13 protein-coding genes are annotated in these 19,832 nt (G+C 47.1%); all 13 read right to left on the bottom strand.

The window, feature by feature from the left end:
* Nucleotides 1-45: 45 nt before the first annotated feature.
* A complete protein-coding gene (locus tag KJS52_RS21795; RefSeq protein WP_213519407.1) occupies nt 46-4,266 on the bottom strand; it encodes a LamG-like jellyroll fold domain-containing protein in 4,221 nt (1,406 codons plus the stop codon).
* 420 nt (nt 4,267-4,686) lie between these two features.
* The gene (gene greA / locus KJS52_RS21790) at nt 4,687-5,154 is read right to left on the bottom strand and encodes a transcription elongation factor GreA (protein WP_213519406.1); all 468 of its coding nucleotides are present in this window, start codon (nt 5,152-5,154) and stop codon (nt 4,687-4,689) included.
* Between the two features lie 161 nt (nt 5,155-5,315).
* Nucleotides 5,316-6,107 carry a hypothetical protein gene (locus KJS52_RS21785; RefSeq protein ID WP_213519405.1) on the bottom strand — a complete coding sequence of 264 codons (792 nt, stop codon included), beginning with the start codon at nt 6,105-6,107 and terminating at the stop codon, nt 5,316-5,318.
* A 222-nt stretch (nt 6,108-6,329) separates the two neighbouring features.
* Nucleotides 6,330-7,187 carry a class II fructose-bisphosphate aldolase gene (locus KJS52_RS21780; RefSeq protein ID WP_213519404.1) on the bottom strand — a complete coding sequence of 286 codons (858 nt, stop codon included), beginning with the start codon at nt 7,185-7,187 and terminating at the stop codon, nt 6,330-6,332.
* A 201-nt stretch (nt 7,188-7,388) separates the two neighbouring features.
* On the bottom strand, nt 7,389-10,196 hold the full coding sequence (locus KJS52_RS21775; protein ID WP_213519403.1) for a DUF8487 domain-containing protein: 2,808 nt from the start codon (nt 10,194-10,196) through the stop codon (nt 7,389-7,391).
* An 18-nt stretch (nt 10,197-10,214) separates the two neighbouring features.
* A complete protein-coding gene (locus KJS52_RS21770) occupies nt 10,215-11,804 on the bottom strand; it encodes a response regulator (RefSeq protein WP_213519402.1) in 1,590 nt (529 codons plus the stop codon).
* Nucleotides 11,801-13,597 (bottom strand): sensor histidine kinase, encoded by a 1,797-nt coding sequence (locus tag KJS52_RS21765; protein ID WP_246563858.1) that lies wholly within the window; start codon nt 13,595-13,597, stop codon nt 11,801-11,803. The genes KJS52_RS21770 and KJS52_RS21765 overlap by 4 nt, the downstream gene beginning before the upstream one ends.
* Before the next feature lie 78 nt (nt 13,598-13,675).
* Entirely contained in the window at nt 13,676-15,367 is a 1,692-nt protein-coding gene (locus KJS52_RS21760; RefSeq protein WP_213519400.1) for a type 2 periplasmic-binding domain-containing protein, read from the bottom strand.
* A 71-nt stretch (nt 15,368-15,438) separates the two neighbouring features.
* Complete coding sequence (locus tag KJS52_RS21755; protein ID WP_213519399.1) at nt 15,439-16,335, bottom strand: carbohydrate ABC transporter permease; 897 nt, start codon at nt 16,333-16,335, stop codon at nt 15,439-15,441.
* Between the two features lie 2 nt (nt 16,336-16,337).
* A complete protein-coding gene (locus tag KJS52_RS21750) occupies nt 16,338-17,228 on the bottom strand; it encodes an ABC transporter permease (RefSeq protein ID WP_213519398.1) in 891 nt (296 codons plus the stop codon).
* A 185-nt stretch (nt 17,229-17,413) separates the two neighbouring features.
* Complete coding sequence (locus tag KJS52_RS21745; RefSeq protein WP_213519397.1) at nt 17,414-18,118, bottom strand: SDR family NAD(P)-dependent oxidoreductase; 705 nt, start codon at nt 18,116-18,118, stop codon at nt 17,414-17,416.
* Nucleotides 18,119-18,157: 39 nt separating this feature from the next.
* On the bottom strand, nt 18,158-18,607 hold the full coding sequence (locus KJS52_RS21740; RefSeq protein ID WP_213519396.1) for a VOC family protein: 450 nt from the start codon (nt 18,605-18,607) through the stop codon (nt 18,158-18,160).
* 48 nt (nt 18,608-18,655) lie between these two features.
* On the bottom strand, nt 18,656-19,780 hold the full coding sequence (locus tag KJS52_RS21735; RefSeq protein WP_213519395.1) for a LacI family DNA-binding transcriptional regulator: 1,125 nt from the start codon (nt 19,778-19,780) through the stop codon (nt 18,656-18,658).
* Nucleotides 19,781-19,832 lie beyond the last annotated feature (52 nt).

Here is a 19,832-nt window from a genome sequence, read left to right as displayed (position 1 = left end):
TGCTGTGGAGTACAGCATTCCTCCAATCGCTGTCAAATGTTGCTGCTATTGATGAAGCTGGGCGATTTCCTCAGCAGTTAAGGCATAGTCGAAAATGTAAAGCTCATCCACGATGCCTTTACTTGGGATATCCCAATGATTGACAGCAAGCGCTGCTGTCGATGAGTCATCGTTGAACAGCACTGGCATATTGCTGTACTCCTTCTTCAATTCCCCGTCAATATAAAGCTTCAGATTAGCGCCATCTACGGCAGCGGTTAACGTTACCCATTTGTCCAGCTCCAGCTTGACTCCGCTTAAGCCGTCAAACCACACCTGATCCCCCGACCACAATAAATATTCATTGTCGGCGTTCAGCCCGCCAGGTACAAGACTTAGCCATGAGCCAGCCGGATTTTGCGCAAAGAACAAGGTAGAATACGGACTTACCGCATCGAGCTTGGCGCGAATTGAAATCGTATAGCTTTGGCCGCTAAAATAATGATTCGGCAGCGTGACGCCATGCTCCCCATCCAGCACAAGACCAATATGCTCGCGAGAACCGTCATTAAAGCTTGTAAACTGCGGCTCATCAGCCGTTGTGCTTATAATGCGATTGCCAACATAGCGACCTGCCTCGAGACCAGCGACCGCTTTATTGGTCAAATCCATATTAAAATCGTAATAAGCGACCGCCCCTTCTACAACATATAGCGAATAGCTGCGGGTTACAGCGGGATTGGCAGCAGAGGTAGCGGTAATCTGCGCCGTTCCACTGGCAAGTGCAGTAACAGCGCCAGTGTGCTCATCGATTGTTGCAACCTGCGGGTTGTCAATGCTCCAGCTTAGCGGCGTACCTGCTGCTGGACCTGGCAGCGCTGTAATTTGATATGGAGTATAGCTTTGACCGACAGACATAATTTTGTGCGTAATTGGCATATTAATGTCGGTTACCTCGACTTCGCTTGCCAGCAAGGCCTTGACTTCAACCTGCGTCAACACTCCTTCATAAACCTTCAGCTCATCCATATAGCCTTTATACGGAGCATCCCAGTAGTTTACAGCAAGGGAGAATATAGAATCACCCTCAGAAAATAGATCAGCAATACCGTAGCTTCTATGCGTCAGGTCTCCGTTAATATACAAGCTTACGAGCCCTTCCTCTACAGTTATCGCCAGATGCGTCCATTCTCCGATAGCCAGCTTGCCCTTTCCTTTCGCATCGAACCAGGTATCAGTCACTGCTGCACGATGCCATACTTGAGTATCAGCCGCTGCATTGCCGCCCGGCAGCACGCTAATCCAATGATCCGGGTCAGCCGCCGCGAAAAATGCTGTTGTGTAGCTGTTCAATTGCTCGGGATTCAGCCACATTGCGACTGAATAATTGTAGCTGTCGATCAAATCATTCGGCAGCACAATCCCGGTCTCACCGTCGAAATACAACGCTTGATTGGACACGCCCTGTCCATAAGCCGCCTCGCCTGCAGGCGCTGCATCAATTCGATTGCCTACAACAGTTCCGCTCTTGCTTGGATCAAGCTCATCCTTCAAGCTGCTTTCAAACGAATACTGCGCCTTTAACGTGGCAGCAGGTACTGGCTTAAGCGTAACCGCAAATGATTTCGTATAGCTTTGTCCATCCACCACAAAGCTTGCTGTCATCGTAACAGCTTCAGGCTTATCGGCTGACGAAGGCCGCGTAATCTTTCCATCGTTAGAAATTAAAGCCGGGTTGGAGGAGGTCCAAGTAATCGGTATGCCGCGCGTTGCAATAGTCGGCAGCGTCAAATCATTGGCAACAAGGTCCGTGCTGCCAAGCGACAGATCCTGCAAAATGTCCTGCGCAATGCCAAGCTTAACCGTCAGCTTGCTGCCCCAAATCGTTTGCCCCTGATCGCTTAACGCAGCAAATACCATTACATTTGCCTGTGAAGCAGAATCCCATTGATACAGGAAAGCTCCTTTATACTGCTCATCGCCAATCGTAATGATCGCCGTATAATCGTCCTTGAGCTCCCATTTGCCTGCTGCAGCCCCGCTAATGCTGCCGTCCGCCTCCAGCTTTATATATGCGGAGCGATGCACCGTTTTGGAGCTGTCCTTCCCGTGATTAATGTAGCGATACTCGCCAACAATTTCATTTGCCGTCACCTTGCCAAGCGTTTCCCCGCTGTAGCGATATGGCGTCGCGACCAGCCAGCCATCCTCATTCATGATAAGCTGATGGACGCGAAGCTGGTGCCCGTCTACTGTTTGCGAGAAGCGTGTATGGAAGACAACAAAGCGCTTGCCATTTTCATCGATGAAAGCAGAGTTATGGCCTGGTGAAATATATTGAATGCCGTTGCCGCTGCCTGGCTCGCCAATATAGCGGTCGAAGGCATAATGGCCCATCAGCTTGTTGCCGTAGTCTGCATTGGATGCACTCGCATCAGGCAGCACTGCATTTTTTCCGCTGGCGTCAAGGAATGGGCCAGTAGGAGATTCAGAGCGGAACAGGCGCATATTGTATTCCCCATCGATGCCCAGCCAGCCATAGGTAACAAACAGATAGTAATATTTCGTTTTCGGATCATACATAACATACGGACCTTCACCGGACTTCGTATAGCCGCCGGAAATTTTCGTGCCGAAATAACGGTCAATCATACGGCCATCATCAGTTGTACCATCCTCGCCCGGATAGACAGGCTTGCCTGTTGTCGGATCAATTTCCAGAACGAAAATGCCGCCGGACCAGGAGCCGTAGCTCATCCACAGCTTATTGTCGGTATCGCGGTACAAATTGGCGTCAATTGCATTCGGGAACAAAGCATTGTTGTAGCTGCCATTGCTTGTAAACCAGTCAGGACGAACACCGTCGAGCACTTCAGCCTCGATCAAATCAGCAATTTTCGTATTTTCCCAATGCTTGTCGATTTCACTATTGTTGTCCTTGGCGGACACACTCGTAAAGCCAGAATACATAATCGTATCGACATATTGGTACGGCCCTTCAATCGTTTTCGAGGCTGCCACACCAATGGCGGAGCGGATATAGGTGGAGGATACCGAGTAGTAAATTAGATATGCACCCTCCGTGCCATCCTCATTTTTAAACTCCGGAACCCATACGACATCAGGTGCCCACACCGCAAAGCCTCCAAGGCTGTCGGAATCATTGTGTCCAGCCCATGCGAACGATTCCTGCAAATTATCCACCAGATCGCCATACAGCTTATTGCCGACTGGCGTGTAGCCGTTGCCGATCGCCTGCCAGCTTATAAGATCGCTGGAGACAGCCGTATCGCCATGTGTACCAAACACATAGTAAAGCTTGTCCTTCTTTACAATCGATGGATCATGCACAGAGACTTCCGCGAAGGCTGGTGGTGTTGCTGTCGGTGATGTCGGCGGCGTAGTGACTGGCGGAGTTGTTGGTGGCGGTGTAGCAGCCGACGGCGGTGCTGTCGGGCTCGCAGTTGGCGTTGGCTCCGGCGCTTCTCCAAATGAAACATTCGTCAGCTTGATAGCAGCTTCATCCACGCTCGAGATGATGCTGCGGCCAATCGTGCTGTTCTCGATTTCAATCTGTCCAGCCACTGCTCCACGGCTAACATATAAATTGCGCTCAATGCTGCTATCCTTCAGCACGACGTTCGGTGCAGTGATAAGCAAATTTCGGGCTGTAAGTTCGCTGTATTCGCCTGGCTTGGATATAATTACGTCAACTATATTATTTAGCATTGTTATAAGCTCAGCAAATGTAACACCTCGTTCCGGCTTAAAGCTGCCGTCTGGATATCCCTTTAAGTAGCCTTCCGCTACGAGTGCCAGCACAGCGGATTTGCTCCAGTTTTTCAACTGCTTCTCATCCTTAAAAGAAACAGACGCTGCAGCAGCTTCCACAGAAAAAATTCGTGCAATAATTACAGCTGCTTCTTCTCGTGTAATGAGCTTGGCCGGGCGAAAGCTTCCGTCAGCATAGCCTTTAATATAGCCAGCTTCAGCTGCTATATTAACAATTCTCCCTTCCTCAGACTGAGGATCGAGATCGGTAAACAAAGTCTCGCCTTGCTCATCAATGCCCAGCATATGGTTAATAGCTGCGACAAAGCCAAGTCTGGTCAGCTGCTCGTCAGGCGCGAAATCCGGCAGCAGCAAGCCCTGCTCCTCCCACTTGTTTAACGTCTGTGCTGCCCAATGGCTGGTGCCCGCTTGCGCTAATAACGGAGTCTTGCCCGGCAGCATAATAACTACCGCGAGAAATGCACACAAAAACATGTTCAAGCTCTTTCGTGGCATGAGGTAATTCCTCCCTTTCGCTTATGTTTTTTAATGAACGAGTGGTTTTATTGCCGAGACCCGCTTTCCTCCTTCCAGTAAAGTAAACGTTTACAGTAAACGCTTGCAAAAGCATCCAAATAAGGATAAGTCTTAAAGCATGAGCAGTTACTGCGCTACATCTGCCATTTAATTAATGATATTATTAATGATTAGTTATAACATTAATGTTAATATAGCGAATCTTGCTTACTCCGTCAACAACATTTTCCTTTAATGCTCGTAAACATTCAGCATATACCATAGTCATCAGCATGATTAATTAAAACATTAATAAATTAAATAATGTGCAAATTAATCGGCAATAAAAAACCGCGCATGCTCCAAGGCAGCTGTGACAGCTGAACCTAAAGCATGCGCGGTTATGTAGCAGTAGTTGGATTACTTAATTTCCAACAGCTTATATACAATTGTGCCTACCGGCGCTTCAACTTGAACCGTATCGTTTATCTTTTTGCCGATAAGGCTTTTTCCTAACGGACTTTCGAAGGAAATACGATTGTTGGCAACATCCGCTTCCGCTTGCCCAACAATGGTATACTCTACATTTTCGTCGAATTCCTCATCATACAGCACGACCGTTGCGCCAATTGTGACGGCAGATGCCTGCTCTGCCTTGACAATTCTAGCCTTGCGCAGCATGCCCTCGAGCTGCTTGATGCGCGTTTCCATAAAGGCCTGGTCATCCTTGGCTGCATGGTATTCACTATTTTCTCTCAAATCACCATAGCTGATCGCCAGTTTAAGGCGCTCGGCAACCTCACGGCGCTTTGGTCCTTTTAATTGCTCCAGCTCTTCAACCAGCTTGTCATATCCTTCTTGAGTCAATACTACTTCTTCATTTCCCATTGCGTACACCCCTTTATGCTACTACTTCTATTGTACCTTATAAGCCCCAGTTCAGTGTAGCGTCCAAAAGTAATGATTTTATCGGCTGTCATGTCTACGTGCAGACAGCTAACAGATTACGTCCTAGTATACGCTTAATGCTTCGCTTTCATTAATGTTCATTAAAAATTGATTAAACTGGCCAGCCACTCCTTGCCCAAGCTGTATATGCCAAGCAATAGCAAAATATAAGTAAGTGTTAACGTATAATAAGGGTCAAGAAATGATTTACCGCCTTGTTGCCCTACCTTGTACTGCTGCAGCATAGCTGCCGCGGCTGCAAGGATGGACAAATACATGGCGAGCACCAATACGGAATAGAGTGCGATTAGATTGAGCAAGGAAACGAGCAGCAGCACAAGCGCAATCGCTGCTGGCAATACCATATAAGCAAACCACTGGGCGAGCACCTCAGTAAATGGCTTGCGCAGCTTATGAATATAGAGGACGCCGTAAATCAAACAGCCCGACAGTGCAGCATATACAAGCATGCCGAGAGCCGGTCTTAGAAACATCGAGAAGAACGATACTTGTACCTGAAACAGCCCTAACACACTGCGATTCACAAACGAACTGACAAAGCTTACATTCGCCAATCCAAATAAAATGGCTAAAGCTATAATCGTAACAAGTCCAAAGGCCAGGTTCTCTCTCTTTGCAGCAAAAGCATGCTGATAAGGAGATTTCATAATGTTCAGCGCGTATGCACCGTAATCCTTCGCATACTGGATAATTGGCTGCGCCTTCGAAGCCGCCTTAGCGCTATTTGCTGCCAAACCAGCCGCACTTTCCTGTTCCGCTGAACGATAGCTCGTCGGATTATCTTGCTGCGCTGAGTCTGCTGCCTGATTGCTGCATCGCTCACAAATCATTTGTCCTTCTTGCATTAGTTGACCGCATTGTTCACACTTCAAATCTCCATACCTCTCTTTTCTTTTTTGGCATATCGCAATTTCAATCCACATCTAATATTTTACAGTTTTCCAGCTAATTATCAATCACTATATACAACAGAGAGTAATGAACGATCCAGAGAGTAATAAACGGACTTTACATGCGGCAATAAAAGACAATAAAAAGGCAACAAAAAAGCTGTACGGCCATCAAGACCGTACAGCTTGTCTCTATTTGTTAGATTAAGCTTTGTTGTTAGAACCGAATTCGCGGATCTTGCCGATAACCGTTGCTTTAATCGCGTCACGGCCTGGAACGATATATTTACGAGGATCATAAACCTCTTGATCTTTCGCAAGCACTTCACGAACTTTTTTCGTGAAAGAGATTTGGTTCTCAGTGTTAACGTTGATTTTGGAAGTACCGCGAGCAATCGCTTTTTGAATATGCTCAGTCGGGATACCAGTACCGCCATGAAGTACAAGTGGTACATTTGTCAATTTACAAATTTCTTCCATTTCATCAAAACCTAGCTTTGGTTCGCCTTTGTAAGGACCATGTACAGAGCCTAGTGCTGGCGCTAGTGTGTCGATGCCAGTACGTTTAACAAGCTCCAGGCATTCTTGAGGGTCAGCATAGATAACGCCGTCAGCAACAACATCATCCTCTTGGCCGCCAACTGTACCAAGCTCAGCTTCTACAGACACGCCTCTTGCATGTGCATATTCAACAACTTTAGTTGTTTCTTCAACATTTTCTTCAAATGGATGGTGAGAAGCGTCAATCATAACAGAAGTGAATCCTGCATCGATTGCTGCTTTACATTTGTCAAAGCTGGAGCCATGGTCAAGGTGGATCGCAACTGGAACAGTGATGTTCATTTCCTCGATCAACGCTTTAGTCATTGCTGTAACAACTTTGAATCCGCCCATATGACGAGCTGCGCCTTCAGAAACACCAAGAATAACTGGAGAGTTTTCTTCTTGTGCTGCTGCAAGGATCGCTTGCGTCCATTCAAGGTTATTGATGTTGAATTGACCAACTGCATAACCTTCTTTAAGTGCCTTGTTCAACATGTCTTTCATTGAAACCAATGCCATTATAATTCCTCCTAAAACTGATTCCATTAACTATACTTATTAATCATATCCATTTTGCGTCGGAATTACAAATGGTAATCCTTAAAATATTGGCATAAAAATGAATGTAACCGCATACTTTTCGATTATTTTCATCAAGTTTGCAGCCAAATTAAAACTTTCATAAAAAATTCACGTATTTCGCAGGGCGAAAGCGCTAAATCAAGCAAAAATATCGTTCAGCTGTTCAAGCTCAACCTCAACGTCTGGAGCAAATTGGTCAGAAGCGACATAACGCTGCAGACCATTCATAAAATGTCTGCCTTCCAGGCTTGACGCTATTGGCTGCGGATCTGCAGCGAGCACCAGCAGCTTGCCTTGCTTCACCTTACATTCAAGCATTAAAGCCAGCTTATGGTTGCGCTCCACATTATCAATCGTCTGAACAATAGGGATTAGCTCGTACGGCAAGTCGTCAATAATGAGCGAGCTGCTGTTCATCACAATTTCCCACCACGGATATGTTGAATACGACTCTGAAGCAAAATGCGCCAACGCCGGGTGCTCCTTTTGAATCGATAAGCCTAACGTGCCTACCGGCTCCGGCTTGTTCATGCTCGCTGAAATCGATCTAAACATCGGATAATTCCAGAAATCAGTGCAATATTGTCCTTCAATTGCATGCTTCAGCCGTTTGCGATCCGGCATTAATAGTACAGCGTGACCCGCTTCAAGCAAGGAAATGACCTCTTCATTCCACTCCCGATAAATAGGTGCGTCGATCCTGTCGCGCTCCTGCTCCTGCTCCTGCTGCGGATAAACCCATAGCGAATATTCATTGCAAATTGACGTTCCTTCTATATTCAGCTTCAGCTTCATGCTGGTCATTTCCGTTACGGAAGGCATATTAAAGCATAACTGACCAATCGCCGTATAAGCGGTAGGCGATGCTGCCTGCTCTTCCAGCGTTCCTGCCGCAATCGTCGCAGTCTGTGTGCATAGCTGCCAGCCTATTTTTACGCTGGCTAGCGGCTGCGCACTGTAATCCACCAGCTCGATGCTCGCCTTGAACGGACTGCCTGCAGCATAGTGGAATGTTTCGATTCTTGCAAGCAGCACAATGTCCGAGCAAAACTGCTGCCATTGCTGCGGCTCAATCAACCCTTTTGATTCCATAAACGCATCGAGAACACCTACGAGCGCGGTTCCTTGACCGGGAAAGTCTTGCAGGTCGAGCAGCTGAAAGCCTGCCAGCTCCTTTGAACGAAATGCTGCTTCAAGCTCTTCCTTATAGCATGCGATTGCCAGCTGTCCGGATCTTTCAAAAAAATGAGGAGCCAGCTCCAGCATACCCTTCTCCTTTAACCGCTCTCTGAACACTTCGAGGTTGCGCGCCTTAATCGAGCCTGTATACTTTGCAATCTCAGCGAAATTCGGGTACATCGCATATTGCCCGATCTCATGTGAGACAACCGGAAGATGCGGAACAAGCGGAGTTGTGACCGCTTCCGCTTTCACAGTGCGCGCCTCTGTGCCATATTGAATCTGGATCAGCTGTTCATCTGCTTCCGTTGCTTCATCGGCTGTGCGGACTGCTGCTGTTGGTTTGATCGCTTGATCATAATCCTTCATCGTGCTCGGCCGATCCGTCTGTACATGTCCTAGCGGCGCATCGCACATCGCATATGAGCCGCGAATAAGCCGCTGCTCGGCAAAGCGAACGCCGCAATAAAAGTCCTCCTGCTCCAAAATATCCGGCTGAAACTGAAAGTTGTTGGAGCCCTGCGTATAAAGATGACGCGGGTCATAGCTTTTGTAGGCTGCAAGTATTTCATTTAGTCTCGCTTTATTTCCCCACAGCTCATTGCCCAAAGAAAACATGACAAACGAAGGATGATTGCCAAAATGCCGAAGCATGCGATAGCCTTCTTCAATAAGGTACTGCTGCTCTTCGGTCAGCTCATCAGCAATCGTTCCCCAAAATGGCAGCTCAGGCTCCATGTAAATGCCGAGCAGATCAGCCGCTGCAAATGCTGCTTGCGGCGGACAGCAGGTATGAAAGCGATAATGATTAATGCCGTAGTCCTTCGCTGTCTGAAGCACCTCCAACCACTCCGCGGTTGTCGTCGGAGCATAGCCTGTTCGCGGAAAAATTAATCCATCATGCTTGCCGCGCAGAAATGTTTTTCGACCATTGATCGTAAATTTGCTGCCGTCCGCATGAAAGCCTCTAATGCCGATGCGCTGCTCGACGCGATCAACGACGCGATCTGCGTCATCCAGCAATTCCAGGCTAACCTGATACAAATTAGGCGCATGCTCCGACCATAATAAAGCATCCTCGCCAAACGCCACCTCAACATCGATATTCGCATGCCTTAGCAGAGCCTCTATTGGCGCGATGCGATGCTCCCTTTCCGATTCAGTAGTAGCTTGAGCTGCAATACGCAGCTTGCCGCCAGAAGCTCCCAGCAGCTCGGCGCATATGCGGACTACCTTCCGCTTATAGTCCGGGTAGAACTGTACGTTTTCCAGTCTGGCCTGAGCAAAAAATTGCAGCTCGATCAATCCTGTAATGCCGTTCCAGTTCGTTTGCGTATCCGCCGATGTCAAATGTCCGCCCTTTGTCGGGTAATCGGTATTGTCAACGCAAATAATAAGCTCATGCTCTCCTTCGCCAAGCGGAGCCGCCAGCTCATAAATATGCGGCGTCGTAAGGCTGTTGCAGCTGCCCAGCCTCACTCCATCGATCCAAACGGTCGTCTTTCGCGTCCTTTCCAAAAACAGCCGCGGCTTCAGTATCGATTGCCCCTTCGTTACCTCGAACGTGCGACGAAACCATACCAGCCCTTCAAACGCATACTCATCAGTTAGCGCATTAACTTTTCGCTCATCGTGCTTTGCCCCTTTTTTCGCATATGACGTCGTGCCTGGCAAAACCATCGTATCGCCAAATGCTAGCGGCATCCCTTTCTTCTGCTCGTCTAGCTGCACCTGCCAAAGCCCCTTTAATTCCAATCTTTCAAGCATCTCAACACATCCTCGTTTTTAATGATAATCCCGATATTCTTGCGGTGTTCTGCCTGTATGCTTTTTGAATAAATACGTAAAATAGGCCGATGTTTGAAAGCCCACCTGCTCCGCAACCTCGTAAATGCGAATTTGCGGATCTTCAAGCAGTTGCTTCGCTTTCTTTATGCGCAATTCCTGTAAAAACTCAGATACCGTTTTGCCTGTCTCCTTTTTGAACAGCACACTCAAATAACTGGCATTCATTTGAAAGCTTTCAGCAATTTGCTTTAATGTAATTGGCTCATGAAGGCTGTGTTGCAAGCAGTCGATCATTTTGCCGACTAAATGATGCTGTTGATCCTTTTGCTGGACTTCCCTGCTTTGCAGCAGCTCTTCTATAAAGGAAAGCATAATATCGCGAATACCATTGGCATGCTGACAGTCGATCAGCCGCTGCCACACCGCCACGCTCGCTTCTGATCTTTCATCGCCCTGCTGCTTTTTGAATCTTGTCAGCTCGCTAATCAAGCCAATCGCAAACGCTTGAATATATGAAAACGATCGCTCTGCTCGCAGCAAATCACATACATGCGCCACATAATCGACAATCTCCTTGCGATCACCAGCCTGCTCAATTAACGCTATAATTTGCGGTATATATTCTTCCCGTACTCGATAATCCTGAAATTCACGCTCATTCATCCGATCCTCATACAGAAGCTGATCTCCTCCTGCTGCGCGATCATGGGCAAGCATAAAGGTCATCTTTTTGTAGCGCAGCGCCGCTTCCTGCCAAGCTTTGAAGATCAAGCTAAAGCCGATCGTCACGCTAGAAGCAAATTGCTCGCGGAGCATTTGCTGCACAAGCAGGCATTGCTTCTCAACCTGCACGAGCTGGGCCAGCTGAGGGTTGATATGAATCGCAACGACTTCATCCGCCCCTAACCTGGCGACGATCATATTGGTCATATCCTGCAAACAAATTTGTACCGCTTTCAACAATCCGCTGCTGCGCACAATCCGGCTATGGGCATCATCGTACTGTGCATCTCGCTGATCATACTTGAACAGCAGCATACGGATGCCTTGCTTTAGCGCAGGCAGCTGCAATAGATCGCTCCAGGCTTGCATCGCATCTTGAGAAATCGCTTCTCCTGACAGCAAATCATGAATAAACCTTTCACGTACGACATCGAGGCTTTCAAGCACCTTCTTTTGCAGCTTTTGCGTTTCTGTCTCAATGTCCCGCAGCTTTTTAACCGTGTCGCGCATCGAGATCAGCTTCGCTTCGATTTCCTCCATTTTCAATGGCTTTAATACATAGCCTTGCGCTCCGACATCTATCGCCTCCTGTACAAATTCAAATTCGTCATAGCCGCTGATCATAAGCGCCTGGAGCTGCGGAAGCTTCTTTTTCGCTTGAGCAACCAGCTCGATCCCGTTCATAATCGGCATCGAAACATCTGAAATTAATACATCCACGCTTTGCTTTTCCAGCAGCTCGAGCGCCAGCTGGCCCGACATCGCCGTCAAGGGCTGCTCATAACCCAGCTTCTGCCACTTAACATGACGGACCAGCCCTTGAATATGCATCGGTTCATCATCTACGATTAAAGCTCTAATCATCGTTGAGACTCCTTTCTCAGCTCAGGCGGCTGAACAAACATTGGAATTTTGATTTCAATCAACGTCCAATGGCCTTGCTCGCTTTCAATGGTAAATTCGCCTTCTTCGCCAAAATAAAGAAATAATCGTTCACGTATATTCGCCAATCCATACCCATTACCTGAGCCTGCTCGCTCGCCTTGCCGGATTTTTCGCAATGTATCCGGCGCTATGCCGATTCCTTCATCGTAGATCGACATGCAAATGCGCTGCTCCTGTTTTTGAATTGATATTTTCAAGGTTGGAGCCGCCTTGCTCGTAATTGCACCATGAATATAGCTGTTCTCGACTAGCGGCTGCAGCAGCAGCTTGATCGTATAGTAGGAAAGCAATGATTCATCAATATCCCATACAACGTTTACGAGTCCTTGATACCGCAATTGCTGAATTTCTAAATAAGCTTGAACATGCTGCAGCTCCTGCTCGATTCTGGTGACATTAATCGCATTATCAAGCGCCAGGCGATAAAATGTCGTTAACGCATCTATCGTTTTAATTTGCTCCTGATCATCCAGATCCATCGCGCGCCATCTAATCAAGCTTAAGGAATTATATATAAAATGCGGATTGATTTGCGCTTGCAGCGCACGAAACGACTGCTCTCTTTCCTTTAGCTTTGCTTGCGTAATATCCTCTACCAGTACAGACAGCTTTCCGGACATCGAATTGAACAAGCTTTCCAGCTCACCCAGCTCATCATTTCCCCGATTTCTTACCGAAACCGAAAACTGACCTTGGGCAATATCATTCATTCGATTGCCCAGCTTCTGAATGCGCAGCACAATATTTTTCATAACGATCAGCACAAGCGACGTCGATAAAAACAAGAAAAAGACAATCGCTAGCAAAATTAAATACATAATCCAGGTCGACTGTCGCTCTAGCTCACTCACATGCAGCACACCAACAATCGTCCAGTCCGCTTCAATATTTTTCATAAAATATTGCTTTCCTTCCGTTACCGAGCCGACCGCCGCCTGACCGTCTCCTGCTTCCGCCGCAGCAAACAGCGTCGAAAATTGCTCGCTAACCGTTCCGATCTCCTCGCGGATGGAGGAAGCGATTATCGTATTCGATTTATCAAGCACATACAGCTCTCCCAAGCCATTGAACGGATCACCCAATAAGTCGCCAAACACCTCTTCATAGTCAAGCTCCATAAAAATCGCGCCGATGCCTTGACCATTAGATGAAATGATTTTATGAGAGACAACCAACTGGTCATTAGAGTGAGGGACGTTCATCCAGCTTGGTGATTTTTCCTCCTTTAAGGAGGCGTTGTACCAAATCTCCTCTGACATTCCGGCAAATATACGGTCCTCCGGCTTCCACAACAGGTTTCCATCCTGTACAAGCGTCGGATTAGTATGATAAATTCTAAAGCTTTTTACCCCTCTAAGCTGCTTGCCAATCATCGCAAAGGAGCGATCAACGTACTCCACCGTCGCCAGCTGATCGAACATATCCTGATGCTCCCTCGACAGTCTGGCAATCAACTCGCCATCCGTTGCAGTGCGCACCGCCAGTAGATCATAGCTTTGCTTGCGAAATTCAATATTTTGCGAGGTTTGCTTGACGGCTTCGTTAATGGTCACCATATAATTGTCTCTGACTGCTTTCATCGAGTAATGGATCGCAAACATACTGAATACGATCGTCGGAATGAGTACAATTAAGCCGTAGAGCAGCAAAATTTTTCTGCGAAGATTAAGATAGCTGGTCACTTTTATTACAACTCTTTCAAATCGCCTCATCATACTCACCCCCTCTGGCGAAGATGCAAAACGACAAAGGGAGCACCCCCTATTCAGGGCTGCTCCATTGCTTATAAACTAGAAAGAACCGTTAGCTTGAACGAGCGCATCGTAAGATTGCTGCCACTCCTGCTTCAATTCACTCCAATGAGCGCGTTTTTCCAGTGCATCTGTAAATTGTGTCCATGACTCCTCAAATTGAGCGTCATCCTTTGCCATAATTAATTTGGCACGGTATTCCTTGCGCAGGTTTTCCAGCTCAGGCGCATATTTCTCCCATAGTCCGCCTGCTTTAGCGGTAACCATATCGTACGTATGCGCGCTTCTGACTCCGCCCATTTCACCAATCGCCTTCGTAAATTGCTGCGTTTTCAAGCTTCCCTGCTTATCCACCTCGCCGTAGTTCCACCAAGGATACCATTCATTATTATAAGAAGAAAGCATATAGAGCTCAGGCGTTACCGTAGATTTTTGCGCAACATCTCCTGAATTGCGTGCTGCGCTATAGCTTTCATCAATGTATTTCCACTTGCCAAGCGGAGCATCCATCCAATCCCAGTATAGACCAGCAGGGCCTTCATTAATGACCTGCTGCTGCTCTGGCGCAGGGTTGAGGCTATAATCAAAAAACGTCAAAATCGCCTCTAAATTTTTACTGTTTTTATTGATATATACATCATACCCCGGATACGGATTGACAACCTGGCTTGCTCCGATTGCATCCACCCCTTCGATCTTCGGAAATGCAATTGGCTCATAGTACCAGCCCGGCTCAGTCGGGCCATCGAGCGTTTCCCATACAGAGGTATCGATATTCCAGAAAGTACCGACGTTAAGCGCCGTTCTGCCTGCTTTATTTTTCTCTTTATAACGCTCCTTCTTATCGGTCACAACCTCTGGATCAATAAGTCCCTCACGATACATTTTGTTCAACCATTTGTAAGCCTCTTTATATTGAGGGTCGTCGTACAGCAGAACAAACTCGCCGTTTTTCTGCTCAACAGGAATGACACCGCCAGCACCGCCTGTTGTAACGCCAAAGGCGCTTAGCACAGCATTTTCATCATTCCAGCCAACGGTATCGTTAGGATCCATTAAAAAGCCCATCCCGTTAAGCGGTTTGCCCGATTCATCCTTAAGCTGTGTCGCTTTTCTCAAATATTGCTCCACACCCTCCAGCGTAGCGAGATCGTCTTTTGTCATGCCGACCTGCTCAAGCACATCAGTGCGAACCATCCACGCTACCGAAGCCCAGCCTGGCCATGGATCATCAGGATTTTGATCAAACCAGGTAGGAATCGACCAGATGTGCCCATCCTCGTCCTTGAGCGCTTCAAGATATTGCTTAGGAATTGCCGCCAAATTCGGATATTTATCCGGCATCTCAAAATACTGCTCGAGCGATAAAATCGTATTTGAATTTTTCATCGCATTTTTAACTACATCGCTATGAGTGAATATAGCTGCATCCTTAAAGCCACCTGTATTCAGCTTTAGATTCAACGCCGTATTCGCATCTCCCTGCGTCGCTTCAAGAATAACCTCTACTCCCGGCTCCTGCTCCTTCCAATACTTTTGAACCAGGCTGTCATTGTTGATCGTTGCCGACCAGCCGAGCCATAATTCAAAGGATTGGTTTTTAGGCGCAGCGCCTTGCTGTTGTTCCCCGTTGCCATTAGCAGGCTGATTAGTTGTCGAGGAACAAGCAGATACTATGAGCATTAGCGCCAGCAAGCCTGCGATAATACTAATCTTGCTTCCTTTCACCATATACGTTAACCTCCCCATAACTCTCCATAAATTTGGTATATTTGAACAATAGCGTATACCTGTTTGTTGCACTAGCCTTTTACAGAGCCGATCAAAACACCCTTTACAAAATACTTTTGCAAAAATGGATACACACATAAAATCGGAATCGCACTGACCATAACAACCGCCATTTTAATCGACATCAACGTAATATTTTGCATTTGAGCGCCGCGAGCAAGCGCCTCCTGATTGCTGTTGGAGCCAAGCACGGTTGACAGGTCGGAAGCGGATAGCAGCTGCTGCAAAAAGGTTTGTACCGGAATCAGGCTTTGATCGGTTACATAAAATGCGCCGGCAAACCAATCATTCCAATGTCCCACTGCTGTAAACAAGCCAAGCGCTGCAAGCATCGGCTTGGAAAGTGGAACGATTAATTGAAATAGAATGCGTACAGGGCTCGCTCCGTCCAGCTCAGCGGACTCGATTAACGCTTCCGGAATGCCTTGAATGAACTTTAGCATGACGAACATATTCCATGCCGAAAACATGCCCGGAATAATAAATACCCAAAACGAATTGACCAGTCCCAAATTATGAAGCTGAATATAAAACGGTACGAGACCGCCATTGAACAGCATCGTAACCAATACATAGCCAAGCAAATATTTACGCATAGGCAGCAGGCGGTAGGATAGGCCGAAGGCAGCAATTAACGTAACCAGCATGCCTGTAATCGTTCCGACTACTGTACGCAATATCGTAATCAAATACGCATGGCGAATAACCGAATTGCCAAGCACGATTTCGTAGTTGATCCATGTAAAGGCTCGCGGCCACAAGTAAACACCGCCCTTGGCAGCGTCTGTCCCTTCGTTAAGCGAGACCGCCATCATATATAGAAACGGGTAGATAACCGACAGACATAGCAGCGCCAGCAAGCTTATAATGACGATTTGCCCCAGCTTTTCTTGAAATGACATTCTCATCGTTACCAAAGCCCTTCTCCGTTAATTTTTCGCGACAGCTGATTGGTCGATAATACGAGCAATAAGGCGATAATAGACGATAGCAGTCCTACAGCGGTGGCCATTCCAAAGTAACCCTGCTGCAAGCCGCTGCGCAGCACATACGTATCGAGCACATCCGCAACCGGCATATTGGCCGAGTTCATCAACGGATAAATTTGATCCATACCGACTGTAATTAAGCCCGGAATGCTTAAAATGAGCACAATCGAGACGGTTGGCAAAATACCAGGAAACGTAATGTATCGAATTTGCGCCCATCTTCCAGCGCCTTCAACCTTGGCTGCTTCATACAGCTGCGGGTCAATCGCTGTAATTGCCGCTAAATACAAGATCGAATTCCAGCCAATTTCCTTCCATAAGCCGCTCGATACAATCATCGGCCTGAACCATTCTGTCGAACCGAGGAAAAAGATCGGCTCGCCTCCGGCTTTAACGATAAGATCATTGACCAGTCCGCCATCAAGCGTCAGAAACGACTGCAAAATGTAAGCGATAACAATCCATGAGAAAAAATGCGGCAAATAGCTGACTGACTGCACAAAGCGCTTAAAGCCGCGATGGGCAACCTCGTTAATCATTAACGCTAAAATAATCGGTGCCGGAAAACCGAAAATGAACTTTAACACTGAAATATAGAGCGTATTTTTTACGACAACCCAAAACTGCGGCTCAGATAAAAATGTAAAGTTGTCGAATCCGACCCATGGACTATTCCAAATAGAAGAGCCGATGCGGAAATCTCGAAATGCGACCATAATACCAGCCATTGGAATATAAGAGAACAAAAACAATAATAGGACTGCCGGTGCAATCATAAGAAATTGCCAGCGGTATTTGTATAGTTTGCCCATAGCGCCCCTCCTTTTTCTTAATCTTAAGTTGCGCGCCGTGGTTGCACCATATCACAATGATTGGTTATGTATCACAATGATTTGGTTGCCAACCAGTATGGGAATCAGCTTAGACATAAAAAAGAGGTGTTCAAAAAGTCAGCTACACCTGACAATTTGAACACCTCAGCTTTATATATTGAATATTAAATTTTCATCGGCTCGCCTTTATAGTTAATGAAAGCAAGCTCCGAGTCAACTGCGATTTTTCGCTCGATGATGCTGACGATATGCTGTGCGCTTTCCTGTGGCGACAATGGCGCTGACGGTCCGCCCATATCCGTATGCATCCAGCCTGGATGAATGCTCCACACCTGCACATCCTCCTGTGCAAGCACTCGTTTTAGCTGCTCCGAGAACAAATTCAACGCGCATTTTGATAAGGAGTATGGATAGTCGCCGCCGTAAGCATGTTGGATGCTTCCTGCCTCTGATGAAATATTGATAATGCTTGCTTTCTCCCTTGCCAAATGCGGCAGCAGATGCTTCACTACCCGCATAGGTCCGTACAAATTGACATCAAAGCTTAGCACCACATCTTTCATATCCAGCTGTTCGATTGGTGTATTGCGCGCTTCCAATACAGCCGCGCTATTCATAATAGACGTCAGCTTAATGTTTGATGCTTTAAAATATTGTGCGATTTTTTCAATATCATCTTCATTTCTTACATCACATATAAACGTTGTCAGCTGTTCAGCATTCAAGCCAGAGGATTCAACCTCTTGGAGCAATTGCTCTCTAGCCTGTTCATGCCTTACTGTTGCATAGACATGATAGTTTTTGCGCAAGCATTCGAGCAAAAGCTGAAGACCTAAGCCTCTATTTGCTCCGGTAATAAATATGCTCATCCTATCGCCTCCACTATTAGGGTGTGTCTGACAGTGGCCCTAGTCATTCTCAAGCAGCTCTACCAATACTTTAAGCTGCGGAATCGTATCAATATAGGCGTAACGCCCGCCCGGGTATTCACCTTTTTGCTGCAATGGAAATCCCGATTGAGCCAGCAGCTCGATCTTTTCCTGCATCCCTTTTACCGAAAACGCGATATGATGCGGACCTTCGCCATGCTCATTCAAATAATTTCTCCATGTGCTTTCGTGATGGTCAGGCTCAATAAGCTCAAGCTGCAGCGAGCCCATATCAAAGAAAGCAAGCTTTGCTCGCGCTTGACTCGGCTTGCCCTCGAACTCGGTTTGTGCCAGCTCATAGCCGTCCGTCCAAGAAATATTCGGCTTTTCTACCCCAAAAAACTTGGCGTACGCTTCGCTTACCTTCTCGATATCATGAACCAAAATCCCAATTTGCGTTACAATGTGATTTCCTAAAAGTCCTGACATTTTCATCCCTCCGGCGGTAGATTGACACGCATTTATTTTTTATTTATGTTAGTCCAGGCGCCGACACGACTGCCTTATAATTAGCGTACAGTCATAGGCTACTTCCTTTACAGCATCGCTCTGCTCTTCGATTTGCGCTATAACCATTTGCATCAAATCCTTAAACAGCTGCTTGAAATCAACTCTTACCGTTGTAAGCGGCGGGTTATGCTTTTCACTAAGCACATGATCGTCAAAGCCGATCACCGATACATGCTCCGGCACCAGCAAGCCCGCTTCACGCAGCGCTCGTATCGCGCCAAAGGCAATGCTGTCATTGGCAGCTACCCAGGCCGTAGGTCGCGCAGCATCCGCTCCGCTCCGCCGCAAATAATGCTGCATCGCCTCGTAGCCAGCCTGCTCGCTAAAGTCTCCGTTCAGCACCCATTGTTCATGAACAGGCAAGCCCTGCTGTCGCATTGCACTCAGGAAGCCCTCGTATTTCTCAATGCCCGACAAGCGCTGGCGGTCGCCATTAATGATGCCGATGTCGCGATGGCCCAGCCCTAACAAATAAGCAATCGCCTGCTTCATCCCCGATTCATTGTTGAAATTGGCGACGATCCGGTTAGGCACTCGCTCTGCGGGATGCTCCTGGTCAAATACGCCTACGATAAAGCCCTGCTTAACCAAATCGTCGACAAATGCCTCGTCATGCTTTGTACCGATAAAAATGCCTCCATCGATCCGTCGCTGATAAAACATCTCGCGTACGTTGTTGATCGTGCCTTCATCGCTTGCATCCCGAATAATATAGGTTAGCACATAATAGTTCAGGTCAGAGGCGCTTTCGATGACGCTAACAATCATCATATTGGTCAGCACGTCGACTGCGATTTCGCCAGAGCTTACCATGAACAGCCCGATTGTGCGCGACTTCTTGCCAGCCAGCATTTGCGCCGAAACATTAGGGAAATAATTGAGCTCCTTGATCGCTTTCAACACTTTTTCCCTTGTTTTAAGCGGCACATTGCTGTAGTTGTTAATGACTCTGCTAACGGTGCTGCGCGATACGCCAGCCAAGCGCGCTACCTCGTTGCTGTTGATCTCCATCTTTTTCAAATTAAACCCTACCTTTAATAAACGCGTGTTTACATTCTTATCATAGACGTCGCTTCCTTTTGTTGTCAACATGCTGTTTGACAATCTGCTTTGTATAGAAGCTGGCAAGGAAAGAAAGCATTTA

The sequence above is a fragment of the Paenibacillus montaniterrae genome (genome assembly GCF_018403185.1).
In the GTDB taxonomy this organism is placed as follows: Bacteria; Bacillota; Bacilli; order Paenibacillales; family Paenibacillaceae; genus Pristimantibacillus; species Pristimantibacillus montaniterrae.
Note: the sequence above shows the minus strand (reverse complement) of the source record. Positions and strands in the feature narration are given on the sequence as shown.

What these genes read in the sequence shown, in the direction of transcription:
- KJS52_RS21795 (WP_213519407.1), bottom strand. Translation starts at nt 4,266, where the DNA reads ATGCCACGAAAGAGCTTGAACATGTTTTTGTGTGCATTTCTCGCGGTA.
- greA (WP_213519406.1), bottom strand. Translation starts at nt 5,154, where the DNA reads ATGGGAAATGAAGAAGTAGTATTGACTCAAGAAGGATATGACAAGCTG.
- KJS52_RS21780 (WP_213519404.1), bottom strand. Translation starts at nt 7,187, where the DNA reads ATGGCATTGGTTTCAATGAAAGACATGTTGAACAAGGCACTTAAAGAA.
- KJS52_RS21775 (WP_213519403.1), bottom strand. Translation starts at nt 10,196, where the DNA reads ATGCTTGAAAGATTGGAATTAAAGGGGCTTTGGCAGGTGCAGCTAGAC.
- KJS52_RS21770 (WP_213519402.1), bottom strand. Translation starts at nt 11,804, where the DNA reads ATGATTAGAGCTTTAATCGTAGATGATGAACCGATGCATATTCAAGGG.
- KJS52_RS21765 (WP_246563858.1), bottom strand. Translation starts at nt 13,597, where the DNA reads ATGAGGCGATTTGAAAGAGTTGTAATAAAAGTGACCAGCTATCTTAAT.
- KJS52_RS21760 (WP_213519400.1), bottom strand. Translation starts at nt 15,367, where the DNA reads ATGGTGAAAGGAAGCAAGATTAGTATTATCGCAGGCTTGCTGGCGCTA.
- KJS52_RS21755 (WP_213519399.1), bottom strand. Translation starts at nt 16,335, where the DNA reads ATGAGAATGTCATTTCAAGAAAAGCTGGGGCAAATCGTCATTATAAGC.
- KJS52_RS21750 (WP_213519398.1), bottom strand. Translation starts at nt 17,228, where the DNA reads ATGGGCAAACTATACAAATACCGCTGGCAATTTCTTATGATTGCACCG.
- KJS52_RS21745 (WP_213519397.1), bottom strand. Translation starts at nt 18,118, where the DNA reads ATGAGCATATTTATTACCGGAGCAAATAGAGGCTTAGGTCTTCAGCTT.
- KJS52_RS21740 (WP_213519396.1), bottom strand. Translation starts at nt 18,607, where the DNA reads ATGTCAGGACTTTTAGGAAATCACATTGTAACGCAAATTGGGATTTTG.
- KJS52_RS21735 (WP_213519395.1), bottom strand. Translation starts at nt 19,780, where the DNA reads ATGTTGACAACAAAAGGAAGCGACGTCTATGATAAGAATGTAAACACG.